We start from the raw sequence: 25,561 nt of genomic DNA on the forward strand, positions 1-25,561 counted from the left end.
GACTCATGACGCCCGCCATCCGTATCGTAGGACTGGGCAAGCGATATCGCGTCGACAGGGCCTTGCCGAAGGACCTGTCGAGTAACTACCGGACCCTGCGCGAGGACCTGACGCGCTTCGTCAGCACTCAGATCAACCGGCTAGGTAGGGCGACGCCGACTCGACGCGACGACTTCTGGGCGATTCAAGAGATCGATCTCGTAGTTGAGGAAGGCGAGGTGATGGGCATCGTCGGGAGCAACGGCGCCGGCAAGAGCACGCTCCTGAAAATCCTGGCGAGGATCATTCGGCCGACCCTGGGTCGGGTGGAACTCCGCGGCCGGGTCGGCAGTCTGCTCGAGGTGGGGACCGGATTCCATCCCGAACTGACTGGCCGTGAGAACGTCTACCTGAATGGCTCGATCCTCGGCATGAGTCGCGCGGAGATCCGCCGGGGATTTGACGAAATCGTTGAATTCGCCGGCGTTGAGGACTTCCTCGACGTGCCCGTGAAGCGATACTCCAGCGGTATGCAGGTCCGCCTCGCCTTTGCCGTCGCGGCGCATCTGACTCCCGAAATCCTGCTGATCGACGAGGTACTAGCCGTCGGCGACGCCGACTTCCAGCGCAAGTGTATGGGCAAGATGGGTTCGGTCGCACGCTCGGGCCGCACAGTCTTGTTCGTCAGCCACAACATGGCCGCAGTGCAAAACCTCTGCACGCGGGCCATTCTGCTCCGCAACGGTAAGGCCGAACCGCCTGGCCCAACCACCGAAGTCGTCGCGGCCTATCTCAAGAGCGTCGACGGGAACGCGAAGACGAACACCGACCTATCGGCCAGGAGGGCACCAGGTTGGCTCGAGGTCATCCGGGCCGTTGAAATCCTAGGCCCCGACGACCAGCCGACGCACCGCGTCCCGGCCGGCTCGTCGCTGACCATTCGCCTCCACTACCACTCGCCCGTGCCGCTGCATTTGCCCCGTTTTGGCATCTTCGTCGAGACCATTCTTGGTGAGCGCCTCTTCGGCCTCCAGACCCTACTTCAGCACGGCTCGGTCGAAAAGTTGCCGCGATGTGGCGTGGTGGAATGCCACGTGCCCGAACTGCCGCTGGCGCCCGGGACTTATTACTTATCGCTGGGATGCTCCATGCCCCAAAGGAGGCTGGATTTTCTTGAGAGGGCGATTGCGATCACCATCGAACGGGCTGACTTCTTTGGCACCGGCAACCTCCCCCTTCCCGAGCACGGGGCGATGCTTGTCAGAGCCAACTGGACCTTTCGGAGCTGAACCCGCTTGAAAACCGGGGCCGTTGCGATGAGCGAGAACTCACCCTTATTCGTCGTCGGGGCTCCGCGTTCCGGAACGACGCTCCTGGCAGCGATGCTCTCGGCGCATCCCCGCATCCAGGGAGGGCAAGAGACCCATTTCTTCAACCGCCTCGCGCGGACGTCGACGCTTGAGCTTCTAGATCCCCGCTGCTGGCCCGGGCCAGCAACTGCCTTCCTCGCATCCAACCTGACCCTAGGTCGTCCGGTCCATGAAGCGTTCGGCCTGACCTTGGAGGAAGTTCGGGGTTATCTCGCCTCGCGCGAGCCTTCGATCGCCGCCATGTTGGAGAGCCTGACTCGCGTCAACGCTCAGCGTGAGGGGAAGCCCCGTTGGCTCGAGAAGACGCCGAATCACCTGCTTCATCTCCAGGACCTTCGCCGCGCGTTCCCCGACGCCTACGTGCTCCGGATCGTACGCGATCCGCGTGACGTGGCGCTCTCGATGTGCCGGGTGCCTTGGGGCAGCCTGTCGCCCTTGGCGAACATCAGCCTCTGGCAGAACTGGGACAACGCGAGCTGGCGGTTCTTCGAAGCCGATCCAAGGAGCATGACGATCCGCTTCGAGGAGTTGGTCACCGATCCCGAGGGTACGCTAAGGGCGGTCTGCACGCAGATCGGCGAGGAATTCGATCCCGGCATGCTCGACACCGCCGAATCCGCCAAGGCGCTAGTCAGCCCGATCGAGTGGTGGAAGGCCGATGCCGGCAAGCCGATCGACAGGACGCGTCTCGGCACCTGGGAACGGCTCTTCCCCACGGAAGAGCTTAGGGCGGCAGAGTTCCTCTGTTCTGACGGCCTGTCGCGTTACGACTACGCAGTGACACGGGGAGCCCCGTTAGGTGTGCTGACGGTCGTCCCCATGTCTCGGGAGCTGGTGGAGGCTCACCGCGACGTGATTCTTCGGCTGGCGGATAGGGGAGTGGCCCTACGCTCGCTCTCGCATGACATCTGGGATCTGAACTGGGCCGAATCCGAGGGCCGGGAGTGCCTGGTGTTTTGGGGCGTTCCCTTCCCCGGTCATTCGCGGGCCGAGCGGTTGGCCAGCATCGCGAGGCTGGCGCGGCTGCTGATTCGTCGAAGCCTCTCGGGAAAGCGATCCCTCTGCTGGCCGGTCGGCTTCGGTCGAATTTCGGGGAAGTCCGAAGGCCTGTCTCGGCTCCTCATCCGCCTCTGCTGCCGCGAGGTCGCGCTAGAGGCGATGAGGTAACCGACCGATCAAGACGGGCGATCAGCCCGCACAGCCTCCTGGCGATACCCGAGCGGGACGACATGGCCTGGGATGGGGACCTGCGATGTCGAAACCTCCAATCTTGGCCCGGATTGGAAGCCGCCTCGTTGGCTCTTACCTTGAGTCCTCGCCCATCGAACGAGGGAAGACTCGCCTTCTGCGTGCAACGGCCTTTTTCCTGGTCGCCCGGCTTGACACGGGCCCCTGGGTCCGGGTCTCGGGGGTCTCCGACTTCGAGTGGCAGATCCTCGGCCGACGCTTCAAGGAGGCCGGCACCATCCGTCTCTTCGCGGAGTTGCTCCGGCCTGGGATGACTGTCGTCGACCTCGGGGCGAACATCGGCTACTTCACTCTGACAGCCGCCGATCTCGTTGGACCGAAAGGGCATGTTCATGCGATCGAGCCAACGCCTTCGACCGCCTCTCGGCTCCGCGAGAATGTGGCCCTCAATGGGTTCGACCAGGTTTCCATCCACCAGATCGCCGCCAGCGACGACGAGGGTACGCTCCGACTCCACCTCTCGGAAGACGACTGCGAGGGGAACTCTCTCTTCGCGGCAGAGCCCGGAGGCAATTCGATCGAGGTCGACGTTACCACGCTGGACCACTTCGCCGATCAGCAAGGGCTGCGGCGCATCGACTTGCTCAAGGTCGACGTCGAGGGGGCAGAAGTGCGTGTTCTAAGGGGCGCTCGACGTGTTCTCAGCGGCACTGTAGCACCGGTCCTGATCGTCGAGGCGAATTCCCCGGCTCTTCGGGCCGCGAAGAGCCATCCAACAGAACTGTATGACCTCCTTGACACGCTCGGCTACTCCTGGCGAGTGGTGGAGCGGATGCCCTGGCAGGGCGAGGTCGTGCTCAATCTTGTGGCGTTCAAGCCGTATCACGGCAGTTCCTTACGCCGCCTCGCGGACTCCTGGGCTCGCCAAGCAGCGGCAGAGCCGCCGTCAAAGTGCCCGCTGGAGGGCATCTCATGATATCGGGGCTTAGTCGAATCGCGACGCTGCACCAGTCCAAGGGCGGAGCGGTGACGCTCGAGGAATTCCAGGCGGCGATCAACCTCATCTTTCATGATATCGAAGCGACAGTGTACGACGTTGTGCACCGTCGAGGGTGGATCGATCTACCGAGAGAATTCGGGCGACTCGCCAGAGCCGCTGGGCTGGGGGCCGGCCGAAGGGGGCTGAGGCTGCTGGATGTCGGCTGCGGCACGGGCCGCGGAACGGCCCTGATCTTGCGTTCTCCCCTAGGGCCTCGGGTCAGCCAGGTCGACTTGCTCGACACGTCTGCACGGATGGTCGAGAAGGCTCTCCACAGGGCGCGGTCCTGGCCCGTCTCGGTTGCGTCGCATGTCGGTAGCGTTGACGACCTCGACGGGGCCGGCGAGTTCGACCTCATCCTGACGAACTCAGTCCTCCATCATATTCCCGACCCGCCCAGGATGCTGGCGTGCTTCGTCGAGTTGCTGTCGCCAGGCGGACATTACTTCCAGATGAACGAACCCCACTCCGATGCTCTCTCCGGGAAAGTCCTGCCGGAACGCGTTCGGGAGTTGAGCGCCTACAACGCCGCGGCGTCCTGCTCGCTCCCCGCCCGTCTAGCCAGTGGCATTGGAGCCTGTCGTGAGCGGGTCCGACGAGGCCTCGGGAGCATCCGGACGACGGCCGGGGACAGCTACGCTTACCTCGATCAGGTCAATCGGGCCCTGCTGGCTCAAGGGGTCATCCGGGTTCCCTTGACCGAGGACGAGATCTGGTCCGTCACCGACATTCATGACCACTCCGCTGGCGGGGTCGGCATTCCGGATATGGCCGAGGCGCTCGACGGATGCGAGCTCGTGGCCTGGCACACCTTTGCGTTCTTCGGAGCCCTCCGCGGCCAACTTCCGGCGAGATTCCGGCGGCGCGAAGACCGTTTGGCTGCCGACGAAGATCGGGATGGCTCCAAGATCGCCTCAGTCTGGCGGCGAGCCGGGCGGAAGCCGGCGGCGAACGGGTGATCGGCAAGCGCTCCGGAGAATTCTGCCCTCACCTGAAGCGCGAGGCGGGGATAAGCGGCGATCGGAATGTGTCGAGGGCGAAGCAATCATGTCGGTCGAAGCCACGACGCTGAGGCAGGTCTGCCCAATGTGCGGTTCGCCGAAGGCGACTCGCCTTCACGCCGTCGAGTCGCGAGGCGAGCGATTCGAGCTGGCCCGATGCCGGAGGTGCGGCCTTCATTACACCGATCCGAGGCCGACGGAAGAGTTCCTGGCGGCCTACTATTGCGGGGAATACCACCGAGAGCTGCAACGAGAAGGCGGGGCGGAATACGCCTTCGGAAGGAAGTATCGGCGGTATGCCGACTGGATCATGCGGCATACAAACGGAGGTCGATTCCTCGACATCGGCTGCGCGACCGGGCTTTTAGTGAGGATGATGGCCGACCGCGGCTTCCAGGCTGAAGGAGTCGAGATCAACGAAGAGAGCGCGGCCTGGGGGCGCAGCCACTACGGAGTCACAATCCACGACGGGCCCCTGGATCGATGCGGCCTGAGCCCCGAGTCGTTCAATGTGATCACGCTGACGGACGTACTGGAGCACACACTCCACCCGAGGGACTTTCTACTAAGGGCCGGGATGCTACTGAAGCCCGGCGGGATCGCTCTCATCTCCTTCCCGGATATCAACTCCATCGAGTCGAGATACCTCCACTTGATCGCGAAGCTGGCCCGGCGGCCCTGGCTGTGGGCGACGTGCTATATCCCCGGCCATATCTGGGAGTTCACGAGAGCCACCGCGCTCGACTGCTTCGAGAGCGCCGGCTTCGAACTCATCGGATTCCGACGATCTCACCAAGAGGACGAAGGACGGGCAAGAGCTCTGAAACTCCTATCGCTGCCTCTCCGCACGCTCGCCTGGACTCCGTTGGGAACCCGCCTCGGATCACAGATGGAATTCCTGATCCGGCTGAAATCTTAGATGAATATCCTAATATATTCGACAAATTATCCTACCCTGAATGGGCCCGGGGGGATCGGCACTTACACGAAGCACCTGGCCCATGCGCTCGCCGACCTAGGGCAGAGGGTCCAGGTCGTAACGCATGTCGACGGTTCGCCGAGGTCGCATCTTAGTGACGGGGCGGTCCAGGTCGAGGCGGTCCCAGCCGGCTATCTGCCGATCCTCGATCGGGTGGTGCCGGGCGCGGGTGCCTGCATGAGGCTCAGGTCCTCGATGAGGAGTCGGGCCCGTCGCTATCGAGCGGACGTGGTGGAGTTCCCCAACTGGGGGGGAGACGGCCTCGGGTTCGTGGTCCGTCGGCCTGTCCCTGTCGTCGTCAGGCTCCATACGTCATCCCTGACGAGCAGCGAAATCGACGGCCTCACTGCACAGCGAGCCGCGCGCTGGGATTCGCGGCGAGAGCGCTGGCTTTCCCTCGCGGCCGACGCTCTCGTGACCCACTCCCTGGCCCAGCGCCGCAAGTCCGCGCAAGAGCTACGGATTGATGAGGAAAGGATCGCGGTCGTACCGCACGGGATCGCGGTCGACCCCAAGTTCCGTCGGCCGCCGCGGGCGGGCCCCGGCCTAACGGTGGTCTACCTAGGTCGGATGGAGCGACGTAAGGGAACGCTCGACCTGATCCGGGCCATCCCCGAGGTGATCCGCCGGGTGCCCGAGGCCTCGTTCGTCCTCATCGGCGCCGACCGGCCGCACTGCCCCGGTGGGAGGACCCATGCCCAGTACATCGCCCAGGAACTGCCCGCCGAGGCGAGGGCGCGGATCGAGCTGACGGGCGAGCTCTCCGACGACGAGGTCGACCGCCGGCTCCAGCGGGCGGATCTCTTCGTCGCGCCCTCGCTATACGAGTCCTTCGGGCTCATCTTCCTGGAGGCCATGCGATGGGGGACGCCTGTGCTTGGCACCGCCACGGGCGGCATCCCGGAGATCGTTGAGGACGGCCGCTCGGGCCTGCTGGTTCCTCCAGAGGATCCCGAACGCCTCGCGGCGGCGATCGTCAATCTGCTGACCGACGAATCGCTGCGCTGCCGGCTCGGCGAGGCCGGCCGCCGTCGGGTCGAGACGCGCTTCACCGTCGAGCAGATGGCCCGCGGGACCCTCAGGGTCTACGAGCAGGCCCTGGAGCAATGGCGATGTCGAGCCAGCTAGTGTCGTGCGTGATCCCGGCGTACAACTACGGCCACCTGGTGAGCCGCGCCGTCGAGAGCGCGCTCGCGCAGACCTACCGCGAGATCGAAGTCATCGTTGTCGACGACGGCAGCACTGACGGCACCGCCGAGCGGCTCGCGCCTTACCGAGACCGGATCCGGTATTTCTATCAGGAAAATCGGGGGTTGTCTGCAGCGCGGAACGCCGGGATCCGGCTCGCCAGGGGTGAATGGGTGGCCTTCCTCGACGCGGATGACGTTTGGCATCCCCGTAAGACCGAGGTGCAACTCAACGTGGCAGCCGGCAGGAGCGACGTCGCCCTGATCGGATCCCCTAAATACTACTCCACCATGCCGGAGCACCTGCCGCCGAATCCTGTCGTCCGGCAGCTAGGCGTCCGCGAGTTCCTGCTTTCAGCGCCGATCGGACCTTCCTCGGCACTGGTTCGGCGGACTTGCTTCGACGAGGTCGGCTACTTCGACGAGGCCCTCAGCTCGATCGAGGACCGCGACATGTGGCTGCGTGTGGCGTCCCGCCACGCGGCGATCCAGGTCGATTGCCCCTGCTGGTACTACGAGCGGCACCCCGATCAGATGAGCCGGCACTCCGCACGGATGTACCTCAACTACGAGAGGGTCCTCCGAAAGTTCTTCGCCGAGCACCCTGAAGCGAACCGTCAGCGGGGGTTGGCCTACAGTTATCTCTACTACGACACGGCGCACAGCTACCGCCTCGAAGGTAACAGCTGGGCTGCCCTGCGCTTCATGTGCCGCTCGATCGGGCGTTGGCCCAGGGCCCTGGACGATCAGCGCACGAGCGAGCCCTTCATGAGATGGAAGTTTCTCGCCGTCGAGTTCCGGCGGGCTCTGGCATCGGGCGGCGCGCCGCCGCTGCCGCCCTGGCGGGAGTTTTCGTCCAGGCCCCACGCGAACGAGGCGGCCCGCCCATGAAAGTCATCGTCGTTGCTGGCACGCGGCCGAATTTCATGAAAGTGGCGCCGTTGATGTGGGAATTGGCCCGACGGCCCGCCGTTGAGCCCTTCTTGATCCACACCGGCCAGCACTACGACCAGCGGATGTCGCGCCTCTTCTTCGAGGAACTGAACATCCCGAGTCCCGACGTCGACCTCGGCGTTGGCTCGGGCACGCATGCGAGCCAGACGGCCGAGGTTCTGAAGCGGATCGAGCCGGTCCTGGTCGACTGGAAGCCCGACGTCGTTATGGTCGTCGGAGACGTCAACTCGACGCTCGCCGCCGCGCTGGCGGCGGTCAAGCTGGGCATACCGGTGGCCCACGTCGAAGCCGGGTTGCGCAGCTTCGACCGAACGATGCCCGAGGAGATCAACCGAATTCTGACTGATGCGATCAGCCGCTTCCTCTTCGTCTCGGAACGTAGCGGAGTCGAGAACTTGCGTCGGGAGGGGATATCAGGCGAGCAGGTCGTTCTGGTCGGCAACGTGATGATCGATACCCTGCTGGCCTGCCGCCGCCGCAGCGAGGGGTCGCCGATCCTGGCCGACCTGGGCCTGTCGAGCCGCCCCTATGCCGTCCTGACGCTCCACCGGCCGGCCAATGTCGAGAATCCGAACGTCTTCCGCGGGCTCATGGAGGCCATCGAGAGGCTCGGCCAGGCGCTGCCGATCGTCTTTCCGGTCCATCCGAGGACCCGAGCCGTCCTGGACGGCACTCGAGCCACGTCGAACCACAACCTGATCCTGACCGAACCGCTGGGCTATCTCGACTTCATGAAGCTCCTTGCGAACGCTCGATTAGTGCTGACCGACTCGGGTGGAATTCAAGAAGAGACGACGGTGCTCGGCGTCGCGTGTGTCACGCTGAGAGAGAACACCGAGCGACCAGTGACCGTCGAACAGGGCACCAATGTCTTGGCCGGGCTCGAGCCCAAGCGGATTGTCGCCGCGGGATTGGACGCCCTGGAGCGGCCGCTTCGCCAGGAACGCATCCCCGAACTATGGGACGGACAGGCAGCCGGGCGCATCGTCGACGTCCTGACGGCGGACTCGGCCCATGTTCTTTGAGCGTCAGGCGGGGCTGGAGTCGAAGAGGTGGAGGTTGGTCATCCGGGCGTTATCCTGGGCCTGCCGGGGCTACCTCGTGGCGACGCTTGGATTATGGCTCGTCGTGGCGACGCTTGGCGACCGCTGGTGGCCGGCGACCCTGTTCCTCTATGGCCCTCGCTGGCTCTGGGCCCTGCCGCTGGCGGCCCTCGTCCCCGCAGCGGTCGTCGCGCGGCGGTGGGGCCTGCTCTGGCAATTGGGAAGCGCCGCGGTCGTTGTCGCCGTTCCGGTGATGGGCCTCTGCATCCCGTGGCGGTTCTGGCTTGATCGCAGGCCGTCGCAGTTCGCGGTACGGGTGCTCTCGCTGAACACTCAGGGCGGAGGGGTCGATACCGATCGTCTGGCCGCCCTGATAGGCGACACAACGCCGGACGTGGTTGCCCTCCAGGAGCAGACCGGATTCCCGGAGGCCGGCCGCGATTGGAGGACCGACTGGCACGTTTCCACGAGCGACGGGCTTTGCGTGGGAAGTCGTTACCCGATCGAGTCGCCCAAACAGATGGCGAACGTCGTCCCGGGGGTCGACGGGGCTGTCACCAGGGTCGACCTGGTCACGCCCGCCGGCCGTGTTGCTTTCTACAATCTCCATTTGGAGACGCCGCGAGAGGGACTGGCGGCCGTGGTAAATCGGCGACTCGGAGCCCTCGCCGGCGTCCCGGAACTCGACGAAGTCACAGCCCAGCGCCACGCCGAATCGCGGGTCATGAGCGATTGGATAGCGCCATCCGACGGCGGGGCGGTGCTGCTGGCCGGCGACTTCAACATGCCCGGCGAGAGCGTCATCTTCAGGCGGCTCTGGTCGCGATACACGGACGCCTTTTTGGCCGCCGGCCTGGGATTCGGCCACACGAAATTTACTCGCTGGTTCGGTGTGCGGATCGATCACATCCTGGCCGGGCCGGGCTGGAGAGTCCGCCGCTGCTGGGTCGGCCCCGACGTAGGATCGGACCACAGGCCCTTGATCGCGGATATCGACTGGGTCGGAGGCGTCGAGTGAATCCGGGAGGAGCGGCGATGGTGAGCGTGTATCGGTTCGTCGCCATGTCGGGGCACCCCGCGGCGCGGGCGGCCCGGTCGATCCGCCAGCGGGTGCTTGACTTCACCTTGCCCGCCCCGCGACCCCTCGTGCTCCCAATAGTCTGGACCTTCCTGGCGCTTCGTGCCGCCTACTACTTCGCCGTGAGAGTGTTCGTCTGCGAGCCCTTTTTCAAGGCTTCCTGTCGTCGATGCGGCCGAGGAGTGCGGACGGGGGTTTATATCCACTGGATCCAGGGGCCAGGTCAGATCATCGTCGGGGACGGCGTTCTGGTCGACGGGAAGTGCGCTTTCAGCTTCGCTGCGCGTTATTGCGAGAGTCCCACTCTGGAGATCGGCGATCTGACGGAGATCGGGCACGGTTGCAGGTTCACGGTCGGGAAACGGATCACCATCGGACGCCGCTGTCACCTGTCATCCAGCGTCTGGATGTTCGACTCAAGCGGCCATCCCTCTGACGCCGGCCGCCGCGCGGCCGGGTTGCCGGCGGACGACGCGGACGTGCGACCGATCACGCTCGGCAACGACGTCTGGATCGGCAGCTGCGCAATGATCCATCCCGGAGTAAGCCTGGGTGACGGATGTGTCGTCTCGGCCGGGTCGGTCGTCCTGACCGACGTACCGCCGAACACCATCGTCGCAGGGAATCCGGCGAGGCAGATCGTTTCCCTGCCGCGGGCCGTGGTCTCCAGGCCCGAGGCGGCCGCTAACGGTCGGCTCGGCGTCGCCCGCACATGAGCGGTCCGAATCGGATTTATCTATTCCCTTTCGAGGAGGAGAAGCCGTGCCGATGGCCACTGCGCTGGACGAGATCACCGCGACGCTTCTCCGGGTCGGAAAGCTTGAGAGCATCGGCCTTGAGGAGGACATCTATGAAGCCGGATTCCCGTCGATCCAGGCTCTCGAACTGCTCCTGGAGTTGGAGTCGGCCTGCGGCGTGAGCATCCCGGACGACCAGTTCATGAAAGCGAGGACGGCGCGTGCCCTGCTCGGGTTGGTCGTCGGCCTCCAGCAGGAGCAGGCCGCATGACGACCAAGATTCGTGCCGCAATCCGACTGGCGACGCCCGCACATGAGATGGCTCAGGAGGAGATCCTTAAGCAGGTCGCCTATCTATCCAAGGAGATCGCCGACCCGTGTTTCGATCCGGGCGGGACGATGCTGGAGTTCGACGCCCCGACTGATTCGGCGGACGCGTTGGGGCGCGGCGTCGAAGAATTGGCCCGGCGCGTGCAACGGGGCCTTCGCGGCCTCCAACGCCGCGTCGCCTATCGGAGTTCAGCGGCTGAACGCCCGACCTTCCTGGGCGACGGTGAAGTACCGGGGCTCCATCGACTCGGTCCCGGACAGGTCGCTTTGGAAGGGCTGACGCTTCAGCTTTTCCGCTACTTCGACCGCGTCTTCGAGGAGTTCGGGCGGGCCTGGGACGCGCGGCCGGTCCTGACCCCGACCCTGATCCCAACCGGGGCGTTGGCCAAGTGCGACTACTTCCGGTCGTTCCCGAATGTCGTCACCTTCGCCTGCCACCTGCCCGAAGACCCGGCTCGCGTCGAGGACTTCCGGGCCCGGCACTACGATCGCCAGGATCTCGACGATCGGGCCCTGGCCGACCTGGAGACCCCCGAGGCGTGCCTCTCACCGGCCGTCTGCTACCACGTCTACCACCTGAACTCCGGGCGAGTCGTCCCGTCCGGAGGCTTGACCTACGGGGTCAGCGGGAAGTGCTTCCGGTACGAGTCCAGCAACCTGTCCGACCTCCGCCGGCTCTGGGATTTCACGATGCGAGAGGTCGTCTTCCTCGGTGGACGGGAGCAGGTCCTGGCGCTACGCGAGCAGTCGATTGAGCGGATGGGTCGGTTCCTGGAGGAGCATCGATTGGCCGGCGAGATCCGCACAGCGAGCGACCCCTTCTTCATCGCTCCGGAGGCGGTCGCCAAGGCCTACTTTCAACTCAGTTCGGAAACGAAGTTCGAGATCTCCTTGATGCTCCCCGACGACGCTCGCCTGGCCGTTGGGTCGCACAACTACCACACCGACTTCTTCGGCCGGGCGTTCGACGTGAGACTCGACGACGGCGGGCTGATGCACAGCGTCTGCGTCGCCTTCGGCCTGGAACGCTGGGTGCACGCATTTCTGACGCAACACGGTGTCGACGCCAGACGCTGGCCCGAGGTCGTCCGCTCCGCTCGCGAGTTCCAATAACCCTGTGCGGAGGTCGTTCATCGGACGGTCCGATGGGCGACTCGTTCGCACGCCCGACAGCGAATGCGAGGGAAAGCATGGTCGGGACTATGCGATCCGCGTACTGGACGGCCCGACGGACCCTGGGCTTGACCCCCATGCGTCGGACGCTTGCCGAATTGGAACGGCGAGGGGTCGTCGTGAAGGATTTGGTCACACTGGAAGCCTTCGGGGGCACGGGCGACAACCACATCCTCGATTACGCCGCCCGGGTGGCCTCCCTGGAAATCTGGGAGATCGACCCCGCGTGCGAGCCCATCCTCCGGCGCAAGGCGCCGACAGCCAAGATCCTCATCACCGACTCGATCGCCCAACTCCATCGGACTCAATCCCGATACGACTTCATCATCTTCGACAATCCCATGGCCGACTATAACGACCACAAGTATTGCGAGCACTTCGACCTGTTCCCCGGCGTGTTCGAAGTTGCGGCCGACGAGGCCGTCCTGGCCTTGAGCGTGGTGACGAGGCCCACGCCACTGTCCCGGAGGCGAGCGCCGCACCTCTTCAATGAGGTCCACCTGCGGCGTCGACGGGAATTCTACGGCACTTCGACCCCGGATGACGTCGGCTTTGACGAAATGGCCCGAACTTACCACCGGCTCGCGGAGGCGGCCGGCTTTCATGTCGACTGGTGGTTCGGCCTCGAGCGGTCGATCGCCCATTTCATAGTCATGAAGATTCGGCGGTCCTGCGCCGCCGTCGAGTGAGCCGAGGCGGCCGTCGGCTCGCACTCCCCTCGCTTCGCCACGTCTCCTCCCCTCTCCTGCGCGCACCGAGGACTCGCATGATGACCATCGACCAGCAGCTTCAATATGAGAACCAGGGGTTCCTTCACCTCCCCGGAGTGATCCCACCCGGATTGGTGAGCCGCCTGCGCAGCGCCTTCGACGTCGCCGCGGGCCGCGAGCGAGGAAGGAATGGGCTGGGCTTCTTCGACATCCCGAACATCCTCGACGTCGACGACTGCTTCGTCGACCTTGTGGACCTGCCGACCGTCATTCCGATCCTTCTGGAAGCCGTCGGTCCAGACATCCAGCTCAACCACACGCACGCCCGAGTCTTTCCTCCGGGCAAGACGTTCACTGCGGCCTGGCACAGCGATCTGGTCGACGTCCTTGGGATCGATCTGGCCAACAGCCTGCATTTCTTTGTCAAGGTGCACTTCTACTTCGAGGATCTGCGGCCCGACCAGGGATGCCTCGCATTCCTGCCGGGCACCCACCGCCTGCCGGTGGATTTTCCCCGGCCGCAGATCAAGGATATCGACCGATCACCGGCGGTGGTGAAGATCGTCCCCAGGGCGGGAGACGCCGTCCTGTTCAACACGCACCTCTTGCACATGGCCCTCGACAATGACAGCCACCTGGACCGGAAGTCGCTGATCTACGCCTACTCGCATTTCTGGCTCAAGAATTACGCCAACGCGGTCCCCTCCGACCTCGACAGGTTGGCGACGACCCGGCTCCGCCGGCAACTCTTTGGGATCGAGGAGGAGGGCGTTTCCTACTTCGACCAGCGGGTCGATAAGAACGCCGAGGAACGACACGCCTACAGCTCGCTCCGCGCGGCGAGCCGCCGCCTCATCCACCGGTTCCGCAAAAGCTCGTCCATCACGTCACTGCGCTAACCTTCGTTTCACTCGCTCAGCACTTACACCATGACAGATCGTCAGCGCTGCTGGTGTCTCGGGAGCCTTCTAGCCTTGGGGCTGGCCTTGCGAGTCGGGCTGGCCGCATCCCTGGGGCTGAGCGCTGCCCCCGAGCCGGGCACGGACCAGCAGGAATACGACACCTATGCCTGGAGCGTCGCCCAGGGCCGGGGCTACCGCGGCATGAGCGCCGATGTCGCGGATCGGGACCACTTGACGGCTTTCCGGCCTCCCGGAACGTCCCTGGCCTGGGCGGCGATTTACGGGGTCGTCGGGCATCGCTATGACGCGGTTCGACTGCTTCACTGCCTGGCCTCGGCGCTGACGATCCTCTTGGTGTACGACATCGGCCGACGCGTTTTCTCCCCGAGCGTCGGCCTGCTTGCGGCGGCGGGCTACGCCATCTATCCGACCGCCCTTCTGTTCTCGACCCAGTTGCTTTCCGAGCCCCTCGGTACGTTCTGGTTTCTCGCTGCCCTGGCCATGTGCCTCAGATTCGCCGAATGCCCGGCATGGGACCAGGCCGTCGCCGCGGGAATCCTGCTGGGCGTCGCGATCCTGACGCGTCCCCATGCGGCGTTAATGGCGCCCCTAATCGGGTTCTGGGTTCTGTGGCAGTTCCGTCAGGACAGGCGGGCGTGGGTCGAGGGCCTGCTGATCCCCGTCGCTTGCCTGGCGACGATGAGCCCCTGGATCGTCCGCAATTATCTCATCTTCGGAGCCTTCATTCCGATCTCGACTCTGAGCGGTTCTGGCCTGCTGCAGGGCAACAATAGAATCGTCGCCACCGACCCAAGATACTACGGGTATTCCATCTGGGATTCGTATATCCCCGAGTACCGACAGGCCCTGCAGACCGCTGGCGACGAGGTCGAGAGAGATCGTCGTGCGAAGCGATTGGCGTTGCAGTGGCTCCGCGACAATCCCGACCGATGGTGGTATTTAGCACGCGCCAAGACCGTCCGGGCCTGGACCCCATTCCTCCAATCGAGCACGCCGAGATACCAGCGAATCAGCATGCTCTTATCATGGGGCCCTGTGCTGATCTTGTTCGTCCTGGCCTTCCTGCCCACCCTGGTCGGTCTCCTCCGGGGGGGGCGGCCTGGTTGGCTGCTCCATCTAGTGATCGTCAACAACGTAGTCTTGAATCTGATCTTCTGGGGCGAGGCGCGATACCGGCACTCGATTGAGCCGATCTGTTTGATTTTCGCCGCCCAGGCTCTCGCTTACCTGATGGCATCAGAACGGCGCGCCCTCGACGGACGAAGGTCCAAGGGCGCTGAGAACCGGCCTGCCGACCCCTGGGCGACTCCTACCCTAGCCTTTGATGGCGGTTTGCAGGAGATCCGCACGCCATGAACGTGATGTCCCAGGTCGATCGATACAACGACCCAATCGGGACCCGGCTAGATCGCTACGTCTTGTTCGACCGCGTCAATCGGCCCTACGCGGCGTGGCAGGTCCAGCAATTCCGTCCTTATCTGGGCCGCCGGATCCTGGAAATCGGCTGCGGGGTCGGCGGGATCATCGACCTGCTCGGGCCGCGCGACCAGATTGTCGGCGTCGACGTCGAGGAGGACGTGCTAGCCTACGCCTCGGATCGGTTCCGCGACCGGCCCGAATGCCGGTTCCTCCTGGCGGACGTTGGCAACCTCGACGGCTCGGTCCTCGCGGAACTCGAGGCCCAGGAGTTCGACACCCTGATCTGCATGAACGTCCTGGAACACGTCCGCGACGACGTCGCCGCCCTGCAGATGATGGAGCGGCTTCTCGCTCCAAACGGCGTCCTCGCGCTGTTGGTTCCGGCCCACCTGGCACTCTACGGCCCTTACGACAAACTCGATGGCCACTACCGGCGCTACAGCAAGTCGTACCTTAGGACAATCCTCGGCCACACTGGGCTGGGCGAGATCCGGATGCATTACTTCAACGCCGTCGGTGCGGCGGGCTGGTGGGTTCATCATCGCCTCCTGAAGCGGACGATCCACGGTAATGGTCAATTCGCGGTTATGAACCGGCTCCTGCCGTTCGTGCGACTCGCCGAGGCCTGGATCAAACCGCCCTTCGGACTCTCACTGGTCGCCGTCTGCCGGAAGGCCTGAGGCGACTGACGCATCCAACTTGCGAGGCGTCCCAGGCGGCGGCGCCCTCAACGCTGACTTCGTCCCTGGATAGTTTCCCCACCGATCGCGACGCCAGGTTCTCAACTCGCTGGGAGGATCGGACCATGCCGAGCCTGATCGAGCCCCTCCGCACGTTTCGCGAGCCGCCGACCGACGCCGACGATGACGTCAAACCCGAGGTCTCCGTAGTGATGCCCTGCTTGAACGAGGCGGAGACGCTGGGTGCCTGCATCGTGAAGGCGCATCGGGCGTTCCACGAGTTGGGTTGCCGCGGCGAGGTCGTGGTCGCCGACAACGGGAGCACCGACGGTTCACAGGAGATCGCGTGGCGGCTTGGCGCGAGGGTCGTGCCGATCGCTGCCAGGGGGTACGGCAATGCCTTGCGCGGCGGGATCGTCGCGTCGCGGGGGCGTTTCGTCATCATGGGCGACTCCGACGACAGTTACGACTTCACCTCGATCGGCCCGTTCGTGACACGGCTTCGGGACGGCTGCGACCTCGTGATGGGCAACCGCTTCCGGGGCGGCATCATGCCCGGCGCCATGCCGTGGAAGCACAAGTGGATCGGCAACCCGGTGCTATCGAGCCTCGGCCGCCTCTTCTTCCACTGCCCGGTCGGCGACTTTCACTGTGGCCTTCGCGGGTTCAGCAAGGAGGCCTATGAGCGAATGCAGCTTCAGACCACTGGGATGGAATTCGCCAGCGAGATGGTCATCAAAGGGACGCTGTTGAGGATGAGGATCGCCGAGGTGCCGACCGTGCTGCACCCCGACGGCCGCTCGCGCCCCCCTCATCTGAGGAGTTGGCGCGACGGCTGGAGGCATCTGCGCTTCATGCTCCTGTTCAGTCCTCGTTGGTTGTTCCTCATTCCGGGCGCAGCACTATTACTCCTCGGCCTTGTCGCAATGCTGGCCCTGTGGATGGGGCCGGTCTGGGTCGGCCCGGCGGCGTTGGACGTCCATACAATGCTAGTCGCTGGGTTCATCTCCCTCGTCGGCTTTCAGCTCATCGTCTTCGCCCTGTTCACCAAGATCTTCGCCGTAACCGAAGGACTGCATCCCTCGACCCTGCTGAGCCAGGTTCCAAGAGAGATCAACCTCGAGTTCGGCGTGGCGGCCGGTCTACTCACATCCCTGGCCGGTCTGACGCTCCTCGGGCTTGCGGCGTGGGACTGGAAATCCGTGGGATTCGGAACCCTAGACCCCAGGGTGACGATGCGGCAAGTCATACCTGCGGTCGTGCTACTTATGCTCGGCTTGCAGACGATTTTCGCGAGCTTCTTCTTAAGTGTGCTCACCCTGCGTCGGGGGCAGAAGGATGGGTAAATCCCGCGCCCAGACTTTTGACTTCGGCGCAGGGGCCGCTCTGAAACCTCGTGCTCTTTCGATTGCGCATATAGTGCTGTCGCTCGAACTCGGCGGCCTCGAACGCCTGGCCCTCGACCTCGTGCGCGAGCACCAGGTATCTGGGCAGAGAACCGGCGTGATCTGCCTAGAGCGCCCGGGGCGTCTTGCGGCGGAGGCCGAGGCGCTGGGGACGCGCGTCGTCTGCGTCGATAAACGGCCGGGAATTCGGCCCGAGACGTTCGGCAGACTCCGGAACGCGATCGCAGAGTTACAGCCGGACGTCGTGCACACTCACCAGGTCGGGGCCCTCTTCTACTCCGGTCCGGTGGCCGGCGTGCCCATCGTCCACACGGAGCACGGGAAAGCGGGCGACGACATCCCGCGGCGGCGTTGGTTAGGTCGACTGGCCGGGTGCTTCGCGACGCGCTATTGCTGTGTATCGAAGGATATCGCGGACGAGTTGCTGGAGCGGCGGATCGTTCCAGCCCGCAAGATCATGGTTGTGCCCAACGGGATCGACTTATCGCGATTCCGAGGCAGGACGACTCGAGCCGATTGTCGCGCGTCGCTCGGGATTCCCGCGGGAGTCCCAGTCGTCGGCACCGTCGGACGACTCGACGAGGTCAAACGTCAGGATGTCCTGATCCGCGCCTTCGGCCGTCTGCTCGGTCACGTTTCGGAGGCGCACCTGCTGATTGTCGGCGACGGGCCTCAAGGCGCAGAACTGCGGCAGCTGGCTGAGAGCCTGGACATCGCTGGCCGCGTCCACTTCACCGGCTATCAACCGCGACCCGAGGAATTCCTGGCGGCGATGGACGTGTTCGGCCTGTCGAGCCGTTCCGAAGGGATGCCCCTGGCGGTTCTCGAAGCCTGGGCGGCGGGACTGCCGGTGGTGGCGACGCGGGTTGGTGGACTGCCGGAACTGATCGACGACGGCCGGTCCGGCGTCTTGGTCGACAACGGTAATGAAGCTGCCTTCGCTCAAGCCCTTGCCAACCTCATCGTCGAACCTACGGTTGCACTCGAATTGGGCGAGTGCGGCAGACGGCGAGTCGAGGCCGACTACAGCTTGAGTCGAATGATCCAGACTTATGAGCGTATCTACGTCGATCTTGCCCACACGGACCGGACCTCGGCACCGACCCGCCTCGCCTATCGCCGAACTCGATCAGGCCTGGGAGACCTCGGGAGTTGACGCCTCTACTTGCGGAACAGGCCTGGCAGGATGAGGTACGGCTCTGCTGCCCGAACTGTCGGCGCGAGATTGCGTCGGACGCGCCGGCCGGGGGGTGTCCGGACTGTGGTCGCAACATCAGCCGGATCGCGCAGGGGCTGACGAATTTTCTTCCGGTCGAGGACACCGTTGCGCGGGCCGCCCTGGGGTGGCCACCGGAATTCGTCCGATCACTCGGAGGCTGGGTGGGCGACGACGTCAAGGCGGAACCGCTGCCCTCGGGGTTCCGCCGGCAACTCTCCAGCTACGGCCTGGTCGGTCCGGACGGAGAGCTTACAACGCTGGGCGCCGGCATCCGATACCACGTGATCGAATCCCAGTGGCAGGCCGCCTGCGAAGATCGCGACGGACTCCCCGCGCTCATGACGGACCGGCCGGGCATCCGGGTGCTTGATGTCGGCTGTGGGGCGGCCCAGACCTTACGCCTGCTGGCAACTGCCGGGAGTGCGAAACTCGTGGGCATCGACACGGACCTCGTCGCCCTCGCGCTAGGGCTTCGATTCGCTCAACTCGAAGGCGTCTCGATCGGACTCGCAGGTGCCGCGGCCGACTCATTGCCATTTCGGGACGAGAGCTTCGACCTGGTCCTCTGCCGCGTAGCCTTGAATTACATGCACCAGCGTGGCGCCCTCGCCGAGATGGCCCGCGTGCTGGCAGTCGGCGGGCACCTCTACCTGCGAGTAGAACGAATCTGGCATGACGCCTACCTCATCGCCCAATCGCGGTCGGCCCGCGCCCTGGCTTGCCGCTGTCGCGACCTCGGGCACGGTGTGGTGCACGCTCTGGCGGGCTGGCAGGTCGCCCCAGGCAGCCGCATACGCGTCGGTCGCGCCTTCGCTTCTGCCGGTCGGGTCGAGCATATGCTTAGGCCGCTCGGTTGCCGCATCGTCCGGGTTGAGGAGACCCAGAGCTGCCCTCGGATCCTAGGGCGGCGGACTCAGCTGACGATCGTGGCTCGTCGAGAATCGATGGGCTCGCAGACCGACGTCGCAAGGGGGTGAAGCTCCCGCCGCGAGAGAAACTCGGGATCTGGACATGGCGAAATCGTCGAGCCGCATGACGCAACTGGACGGCCTGCGAGGCCTCGCCGCGCTCGCCGTTGTCTTCACTCACAATGGCAACCCGGCGTTGGCCTGGGCGCTCGATTTAGGGGCCGTCGGCGTCAAGCTCTTCTTCGTGCTGAGCGGATTCCTGATCACGGGCATCCTGTTGGAAGCCAGGAGGAAGGCTGATCCGGAGGGCCTGGGTTGTCGCGGGGTTCTCCTCGCTTTCTACGCGCGGCGATTCCTGAGGATCTTTCCGCTCTATTATCTAGTTTTACTTGCCTGCGCCATGGTCGATATGCCGGGCGTCAGGGCCAATCTCCCCTGGCACGTCGCCTATCTGACCAATTTCCATATTGGACGTGACGGCGACTGGGGGTTGTCTCTGAGCCATTTCTGGACACTAGCGGTCGAGGAGCAATTCTACCTGCTATGGCCTACGATCGTCCTATTCGTCCCGGCTCGTTGGTTGTCGACCATCGTCGTTTCGATAATCCTGATCGGCCCCCTGAGCCGAGCTTGCCTCGCAGTCGCCACGACGAACCTGGTCACGAGCATGACCGCCACTACATCCTGTCTCGATTCACTCGGTTTGGGCGCTCTGCTCGCGATGCGGAACGCGAGCGGGCGACGGCCTAATCTGGTGTTTCTTCGCGGGCTGCTCTGGGCCGGGCTAATCATCTCCGGCACCGTCGCTGCGGTGCGGTTCTCCGGCGTCGGCCGTTCCCACGGGACAGGCTGGGTGATCATCCTGACCCTGAAAGATCTCGGCTATTCGCTTGTCTTCGCCTGGCTCGTGAGCCTCGCCGCGGAAGGCTTTACCGGCGTCTCCGGACTCCTTCTCGCATGGCGGCCGCTCGTCTACACGGGGACGATCAGCTACGGGATTTACGTCTATCACGAGATACTGCCCTACTTGTGGCATTCGCGAACCTGGACCTTGCCGGGCGATGGGGCAAGCAGGTTTCTAATCGTCATGGCCGCAACCTATCTCGTGGCGGCTCTCTCGTGGGCTCTTTACGAGCGACCCCTGAACAACCTGAAGGATAGATTCCCCTACTTCGGACCAGCCGGGAGAGGCCGCGACCCCCGCGTCTCGCCCCTACAGCCATGCGAATCCTCGTCTTGACGAACCTTTACCCGAACCCCTTTCGGCCGAACCGCGCCACCTTCAATCGGCAGCAGGTGAAAGCCCTGGCCGATCAGCACGACGTATCGGTCATCGCACCGGTCGCCTGGGTTGACGAGTTATCGGCCTGGTGGCGGGGCGAGGCGGCGCTGCCCGCGGATCGGCGGACGAAGTGTGACGGGGTCGCAGTCGAGCACCCTCGCTACTTCTACATTCCGAAGATGGCCCGCGGGTGCTACGGCCGCTTCTACCGGGCCTCGGTTCGAGCGGCCTTCGAACGCGCTCGATTCACGCTCAAGCCCGACCTCATCTTTGCCCCCTGGGCCTACCCGGACGGCTGGGCCGCCGTCGAGTTGGGCCGTGAGGCAGGCCTGCCGGTGGTGGTCAAGGTGCACGGCTCTGACGTCCACGCCCTTGACTCCTACCCGGCGCGGCGGCGGAGGACGCGAGAAGCCCTGTGTGGAGCCGATGCCGTCGTCGCCGTGAGCCGCGATCTGGCCGGACGGGTTGGCGAGTTCGGTGTCCCGGAGGAGAAGGTCCGGGTTGTATATGACGGCATCGATTCAGAAATGTTCCACCCAGGCGACCGCCTCGAGGCACGCCGTCGACTCGGCCTGCCGGCCGGCGAGCCGATGCTTCTTTTCGTCGGCAATCTGGTCCCGGTCAAAGGACTGGACGTCCTGGTGGAGGCGTGCGGCGTGCTCGCCAAGTCCGGGTGTCGGTTCGTCGGCTATCTCGTCGGGGAGGGGCCTCTCAGGAGCGGGTTGGAAAGCCATATTCAGCGGCTTGGAATCTCGGACCGGCTTCGCCTGGCGGGGGCCTGCTCGCACGAGCGGTTGGCCGATTGGTATCGGGCAGCCGATTTGCTCGTTCTCCCGAGTCGTTCTGAAGGCCTCCCGATTGTGCTTCTCGAATCGGCGGCCTGCGGAATTCCCTTCGTCGCGAGTTCCGTCGGCGGTGTTCCGGAAGCCGTCGGGCTGGTGCCCAGTCGCTTGGTCGTCCCAGGAAACTCCAAAGTATTAGCTAATGCGATTCGCGACGGCCTGGAAGGCAGGCTCGTCCTCGACGGCCGCCATCCGCGACGGTTGCGTGATCACCGCGACGCCGCGGACGAGCTAGTCGCCCTGTTCCAAGAAGTGATACGCGGCAGCCAGGCGCAAGGCGCCTCTGTAGTCCCAGGGCCGTGCACATCGGCCGGCGTACCCGCGCCCAGAATCAATCTCAGCGAGGTCCCGATCCGATGATCGAAGCTCCTGCCCGCCACGGACGGATCGCCGACGAGTCCGCTGCGGTACTCCGCGGTAGGGACATTGTCTGCTTCAGCCATGACTGGAATGGCGACCCGCTCTCGAAAACGCACCTAATGCGCCTGCTCGCCCGCGACAATCGAGTGCTCTGGGTCAATTCGATCGGCTATCGGACTCCGACTGTCTCGCGCGCGGACGCCAGCCGCGCCTTTCGCAAGCTGGCCGCCGCCACTCGCCCGATACGAGCGGTCGAGCCGAATCTCTTCGTCCTGAGTCCGTTGGCTGTGCCGGTCTACGACCGAAAGGCGGTTCGCATACTGAACCGCTACTGGCTTCGGTTCCAGGTCCGCCTCGCGATGCGAAGGCTGGGGTTCCGGAGGCCGATCAACTGGGTGTTCAACCCAGCGGCCGCAGTCGTTGCCGGCGCTCTAGGCGAGGAAACAATCATCTATCATTGCGTTGACGAGTACTCCGCCTTCACCGGCGTCTCAGCGGCAGCGATGCTGGAGTTGGAAGCCCACCTGCTGCGGCTTGCTGACCTGGTGGTTGTCTCGGCAGATCGCCTGCTCCAATCGAAGGCCCCGTTCAATGCCAGGACGGTCCTGGTACGACACGGCGTGGACTTCGATCACTTTCGCAAGGCCCTCGATCCCGGCATGCAGGTGCCGGCGCGGATCGCTGGGCTGCCGCGTCCGGTCATTGGCTTCTTCGGCCTGATCGCGGATTGGGTCGACGTCGACCTGATGGCCGAGGTCGCCGCCCGCCATCCCCACGGCTCGCTCGTAGTCCTGGGCAAGACGACGACCGACGTCTCGAAACTCAGCCGGCTGCCGAACGTCCATCTGTTGGGGCGGATTCCCTACACCGACCTGCCCGCTTACTGCAAGGGATTCGACCTCGCCCTGATGCCTTTCCGAATCAACGAACTCACCCTCAATGCCAATCCGCTGAAGGTCCGCGAATACCTGGCCGCAGGGCTGCCCGTCGTCTCGACGGCGATCCCGGAGGTGGAGGAGCTCGGTTGTTGTAGGATCGGTGTCGGTCGCGAGGGATTTCTTGGCGAGGTCGAGGCTGCTCTGGCCGACCCCGGGCCGCGCATCGAGCGAAGCGAGCTGATGCGGCACGAGAGTTGGGGCGCCCGGCTCGACGAAATACGCCTCCACCTGGCGACTTCAGGCACAAGAGGGTCGCTCTAATGGCCGCCGAATGGGTCTTCGCCCTGAGCGCCAGCCTCCTTCTTTACACGTATATCGGTTATCCGCTCCTCATCGGTGCGATCGCACGGCTCCGCGCTCGTCCGACGAGTCCTGAAGGGACGAATGGCCGTGCAACACCGCCGTGCTCGTTGATCCTCGCGGGCCATAACGAAGAGGCGACGATCGGCCGGAGGGTTGCCGAACTCGCCGCGCTCGTCGCCGACGCGAACCCCGAGAGTGAGCTGATCGTCGTCTCCGACGGTTCCGATGACAGGACGGTCGATCGGGCGAGGGCGTCGGCGGAGAGATCGGGGGTTTCGCACCGTGTGATCGAACTGGCCCGCCGGTCCGGCAAGGCCGAGGCGGTAACGCGAGGGTTCCTCGCCTCTCGCCATGAGATCGTCGTCTTCGCGGACGCCCGCCAACGATGGGGGGCAGACGCTCTGGTGCGACTCCTGGAGAACTTCGACGACCCTGAGATCGGCGCCGTCAGCGGAGACCTGATCATCGAGAGCGGGTCGGGGGTCCTCGCCGGGGTCGGGCTCTACTGGCGGTTCGAGAAATGGATCCGTCGGCAGGAGAGCCGCTTCGGCTCGTCGGTCGGCGTTACGGGGGCAATCTGTGCCGTCCGACGCGGCCTCTTCCGGCCGATACCGCCGGGGACGGTCCTCGACGATGTATACTGGCCCCTACTCGTGGCGATGAACGGGGCGCGAGTCGTGCACGACGGCCGTGCGAAGGCGTTCGACCGCCTCCCCGAGCGAACCCGCGACGAGTTTCGCCGGAAGGTCCGGACCCTCGCGGGCAACTACCAACTCCTGATCCGGCTCCCGGCCGTCCTGCGACCCTGGAGAAATCCGATCTGGCTCCAGTTCGTCTCGCACAAGCTGCTGCGGTTGGTCGCACCTTGGGCCATGCTGGCTCTGCTCGCCTCAAGCGCGGCGATGACGCACCCGTTTTACCGGGCTGCCCTGTTGGGGCAGGGAGCCCTCTACCTCCTGGGCCTGGCAGGGTTGTGGACGCCCATCGGCGGCCGGTGGCGCCTTGCCTCGGCGGCGGGGTCCTTCCTGACTCTCAACGCAGCGGCCTGGGCCGCCTTCTGGGTCTGGGCCTCGGGACACTGCGAATCGGCCTGGGGACGGGTCCACTACGAGAGCCCGCCCCGGGACTGCTCCTTTCCCAATCTGGGGCGCTAACCCGGGTGCCGCGTTGATCACACTGAGAGAGGGTGGCACCCCTCGTCGAGCGGGACACGGCGGTCATGAATTCGATCGTTTTGGTCTCGGTAATGACCGCGGCGGGCATTGCGGCCGTGGCCGCATTCGCGACCTGGATCCTCCGCCGTCGCCACCTGGACCGCTGGCTCGTGACGTATCTGATTCAAGCTCCTAAGCGGCGGGCTCCCACTTCCAACGAGCCGATCCATCTGCTGCTGTGCATCGCCGATCATTTCGAACCCCGCGGCGGAGGGGTTACGCCCGAGGTCGCATGCGAGCGGGTTCGTTGCTGGACGGAATCTTATCAGCATGTCTTCGGATCCTTTCGGGACAGTGACGGCCGCCCCCCCCGGCACACCTTCTTCTTCCCCTTGGAGGAATACGACCCCGAGCACCTTGATCTCCTGTCGGAACTTTGCCGCGCCGGCTACGGCGAGATCGAGGTGCACTTGCACCACGACGGGGAGACCGCCGCCAGCCTGCGACGGCGGCTCCTGGACTTCAAGAAGACCCTGGCCGACCGCCATGGCCTCCTGGCGAGAGACCGCGACACGGGGGCCCTCGCCTACGGCTTCATCCATGGCAACTGGGCGTTGGACAATGCCCGTCCCGACGGCCGCTGGTGCGGCGTAAACAATGAGCTCGACATTCTCCGGGAGACGGGCTGCTACGCCGACTTCACCTTGCCGTCGGCCCCGCATCCGACCCAAACGCGCAAGATCAATAGCATTTACTACGCGGTCGATGATCCCCACCGCCCCAAATCGCACGACTCCGGGCGGGACGTCGGCCAGGGAGGTCCCCCTCGCGGCGCCCTGCTCCTGATCCAGGGCCCCCTGCTTCTCGATTGGGGACGTCGCAAGTGGGGGCTCCTCCCTCGTATTGAGAACGGCTGCATCCAGGCCAGCCAGCCACCCGATGCCCGCCGCGTCGACCTCTGGCTGCGAGCCCGCGTCCAGGTGCCGACCCGCCCCGACTGGTTCTTCGTCAAGCTCCACACGCATGGCGCGACGGAGGAGAACCGGCGAGTCCTGCTCGGCCCGCCGACGGTCGAATTCCACCGCGACCTTGAACGTCGAACTCGCCGCGACCCGAATTTCCACTTCCACTATGTGACCGCCCGCGAGTTGTACAACCTCATCCGGGCCGCGGAATCAGGCTGGAGCGGCTCGGTCGCCGAGGCCCTCGACTACCATCTGACCTGGGACGCCGGCCGAGCCGCAGCGGGCAGGTCCGACGGCACGCTCGCCGCCCTCTGAAGCAGCCAACCCGACCCGTTCGATACGTCCTCTCGGGAGGCATGGCCTTGTACCGAACCGAACAATTCTTGGGCCCGCT

Annotated in this window: 24 protein-coding genes; all 24 read left to right on the forward strand. The window is 64.8% G+C overall.

Features of this window, described 5'->3' with window-relative positions; translation table 11 throughout:
* The first annotated feature begins 5 nt into the window (after positions 1–5).
* Positions 6–1,268, forward strand: a complete 1,263-nt coding sequence (locus G5C50_RS06755) for an ABC transporter ATP-binding protein (protein WP_165066836.1) — start codon at positions 6–8, stop codon at positions 1,266–1,268.
* Positions 1,269–1,295: 27 nt separating this feature from the next.
* Positions 1,296–2,516 carry a sulfotransferase family protein gene (locus G5C50_RS06760; protein ID WP_165066838.1) on the forward strand — a complete coding sequence of 407 codons (1,221 nt, stop codon included), beginning with the start codon at positions 1,296–1,298 and terminating at the stop codon, positions 2,514–2,516.
* A gap of 85 nt (positions 2,517–2,601) precedes the next feature.
* Complete coding sequence (locus G5C50_RS06765) at positions 2,602–3,513, forward strand: FkbM family methyltransferase (protein WP_165066841.1); 912 nt, start codon at positions 2,602–2,604, stop codon at positions 3,511–3,513.
* Positions 3,510–4,535 carry a class I SAM-dependent methyltransferase gene (locus G5C50_RS06770; RefSeq protein WP_165066844.1) on the forward strand — a complete coding sequence of 342 codons (1,026 nt, stop codon included), beginning with the start codon at positions 3,510–3,512 and terminating at the stop codon, positions 4,533–4,535. The genes G5C50_RS06765 and G5C50_RS06770 overlap by 4 nt, the downstream gene beginning before the upstream one ends.
* An 88-nt stretch (positions 4,536–4,623) precedes the next feature.
* A complete protein-coding gene (locus tag G5C50_RS06775; protein ID WP_165066846.1) occupies positions 4,624–5,496 on the forward strand; it encodes a class I SAM-dependent methyltransferase in 873 nt (290 codons plus the stop codon).
* The gene (locus tag G5C50_RS06780; protein WP_165066849.1) at positions 5,497–6,684 is read left to right on the forward strand and encodes a glycosyltransferase family 4 protein; all 1,188 of its coding nucleotides are present in this window, start codon (positions 5,497–5,499) and stop codon (positions 6,682–6,684) included. It begins immediately after the preceding gene.
* Positions 6,669–7,634, forward strand: a complete 966-nt coding sequence (locus G5C50_RS06785) for a glycosyltransferase family 2 protein (RefSeq protein ID WP_165066852.1) — start codon at positions 6,669–6,671, stop codon at positions 7,632–7,634. Before G5C50_RS06780 ends, G5C50_RS06785 begins: the two co-directional genes overlap by 16 nt.
* A complete protein-coding gene (wecB, locus tag G5C50_RS06790) occupies positions 7,631–8,722 on the forward strand; it encodes a non-hydrolyzing UDP-N-acetylglucosamine 2-epimerase (protein ID WP_165066855.1) in 1,092 nt (363 codons plus the stop codon). Before G5C50_RS06785 ends, wecB begins: the two co-directional genes overlap by 4 nt.
* On the forward strand, positions 8,712–9,758 hold the full coding sequence (locus G5C50_RS06795; protein WP_165066858.1) for an endonuclease/exonuclease/phosphatase family protein: 1,047 nt from the start codon (positions 8,712–8,714) through the stop codon (positions 9,756–9,758). Before wecB ends, G5C50_RS06795 begins: the two co-directional genes overlap by 11 nt.
* Before the next feature lie 17 nt (positions 9,759–9,775).
* Entirely contained in the window at positions 9,776–10,534 is a 759-nt protein-coding gene (locus G5C50_RS33085; protein WP_165066861.1) for an acyltransferase, read from the forward strand.
* A gap of 52 nt (positions 10,535–10,586) precedes the next feature.
* Positions 10,587–10,826 (forward strand): acyl carrier protein, encoded by a 240-nt coding sequence (locus G5C50_RS06805; protein ID WP_165066864.1) that lies wholly within the window; start codon positions 10,587–10,589, stop codon positions 10,824–10,826.
* Complete coding sequence (locus tag G5C50_RS06810) at positions 10,823–11,998, forward strand: class-II aminoacyl-tRNA synthetase family protein (protein ID WP_165066867.1); 1,176 nt, start codon at positions 10,823–10,825, stop codon at positions 11,996–11,998. Before G5C50_RS06805 ends, G5C50_RS06810 begins: the two co-directional genes overlap by 4 nt.
* A 77-nt stretch (positions 11,999–12,075) precedes the next feature.
* The gene (locus G5C50_RS06815; protein WP_206107606.1) at positions 12,076–12,747 is read left to right on the forward strand and encodes a hypothetical protein; all 672 of its coding nucleotides are present in this window, start codon (positions 12,076–12,078) and stop codon (positions 12,745–12,747) included.
* A 77-nt stretch (positions 12,748–12,824) separates the two neighbouring features.
* Positions 12,825–13,667 carry a phytanoyl-CoA dioxygenase family protein gene (locus G5C50_RS06820; protein ID WP_165066873.1) on the forward strand — a complete coding sequence of 281 codons (843 nt, stop codon included), beginning with the start codon at positions 12,825–12,827 and terminating at the stop codon, positions 13,665–13,667.
* Between the two features lie 75 nt (positions 13,668–13,742).
* A complete protein-coding gene (locus tag G5C50_RS06825) occupies positions 13,743–15,047 on the forward strand; it encodes an ArnT family glycosyltransferase (RefSeq protein ID WP_165066876.1) in 1,305 nt (434 codons plus the stop codon).
* Positions 15,044–15,790, forward strand: coding sequence for a class I SAM-dependent methyltransferase (locus tag G5C50_RS06830; protein ID WP_165066879.1), 747 nt, complete (start codon positions 15,044–15,046; stop codon positions 15,788–15,790). The genes G5C50_RS06825 and G5C50_RS06830 overlap by 4 nt, the downstream gene beginning before the upstream one ends.
* A 212-nt stretch (positions 15,791–16,002) precedes the next feature.
* Positions 16,003–17,136: a glycosyltransferase family 2 protein gene (locus tag G5C50_RS06835; protein ID WP_407673497.1), complete on the forward strand. Its 1,134-nt coding sequence runs from the start codon at positions 16,003–16,005 to the stop codon at positions 17,134–17,136.
* Positions 17,129–18,352: a glycosyltransferase gene (locus tag G5C50_RS06840; protein WP_165066884.1), complete on the forward strand. Its 1,224-nt coding sequence runs from the start codon at positions 17,129–17,131 to the stop codon at positions 18,350–18,352. Before G5C50_RS06835 ends, G5C50_RS06840 begins: the two co-directional genes overlap by 8 nt.
* Positions 18,353–18,576: 224 nt before the next feature.
* Complete coding sequence (locus G5C50_RS06845; RefSeq protein WP_165066887.1) at positions 18,577–19,392, forward strand: class I SAM-dependent methyltransferase; 816 nt, start codon at positions 18,577–18,579, stop codon at positions 19,390–19,392.
* Positions 19,393–19,426: 34 nt separating this feature from the next.
* Entirely contained in the window at positions 19,427–20,563 is a 1,137-nt protein-coding gene (locus tag G5C50_RS06850; RefSeq protein WP_165066890.1) for an acyltransferase family protein, read from the forward strand.
* Complete coding sequence (locus G5C50_RS06855; protein ID WP_165066892.1) at positions 20,560–21,807, forward strand: glycosyltransferase; 1,248 nt, start codon at positions 20,560–20,562, stop codon at positions 21,805–21,807. Before G5C50_RS06850 ends, G5C50_RS06855 begins: the two co-directional genes overlap by 4 nt.
* Positions 21,804–23,006, forward strand: a complete 1,203-nt coding sequence (locus G5C50_RS06860) for a glycosyltransferase (protein ID WP_165066895.1) — start codon at positions 21,804–21,806, stop codon at positions 23,004–23,006. Before G5C50_RS06855 ends, G5C50_RS06860 begins: the two co-directional genes overlap by 4 nt.
* Positions 23,006–24,202 (forward strand): glycosyltransferase family 2 protein, encoded by a 1,197-nt coding sequence (locus G5C50_RS06865; RefSeq protein WP_240906991.1) that lies wholly within the window; start codon positions 23,006–23,008, stop codon positions 24,200–24,202. The genes G5C50_RS06860 and G5C50_RS06865 overlap by 1 nt, the downstream gene beginning before the upstream one ends.
* 65 nt (positions 24,203–24,267) lie before the next feature.
* Positions 24,268–25,482 (forward strand): hypothetical protein, encoded by a 1,215-nt coding sequence (locus G5C50_RS06870; RefSeq protein WP_206107607.1) that lies wholly within the window; start codon positions 24,268–24,270, stop codon positions 25,480–25,482.
* The last annotated feature ends 79 nt before the right edge of the window (positions 25,483–25,561 follow it).

The sequence above is a fragment of the Paludisphaera rhizosphaerae genome (assembly GCF_011065895.1).
In the GTDB taxonomy this organism is placed as follows: Bacteria; Planctomycetota; Planctomycetia; order Isosphaerales; family Isosphaeraceae; genus Paludisphaera; species Paludisphaera rhizosphaerae.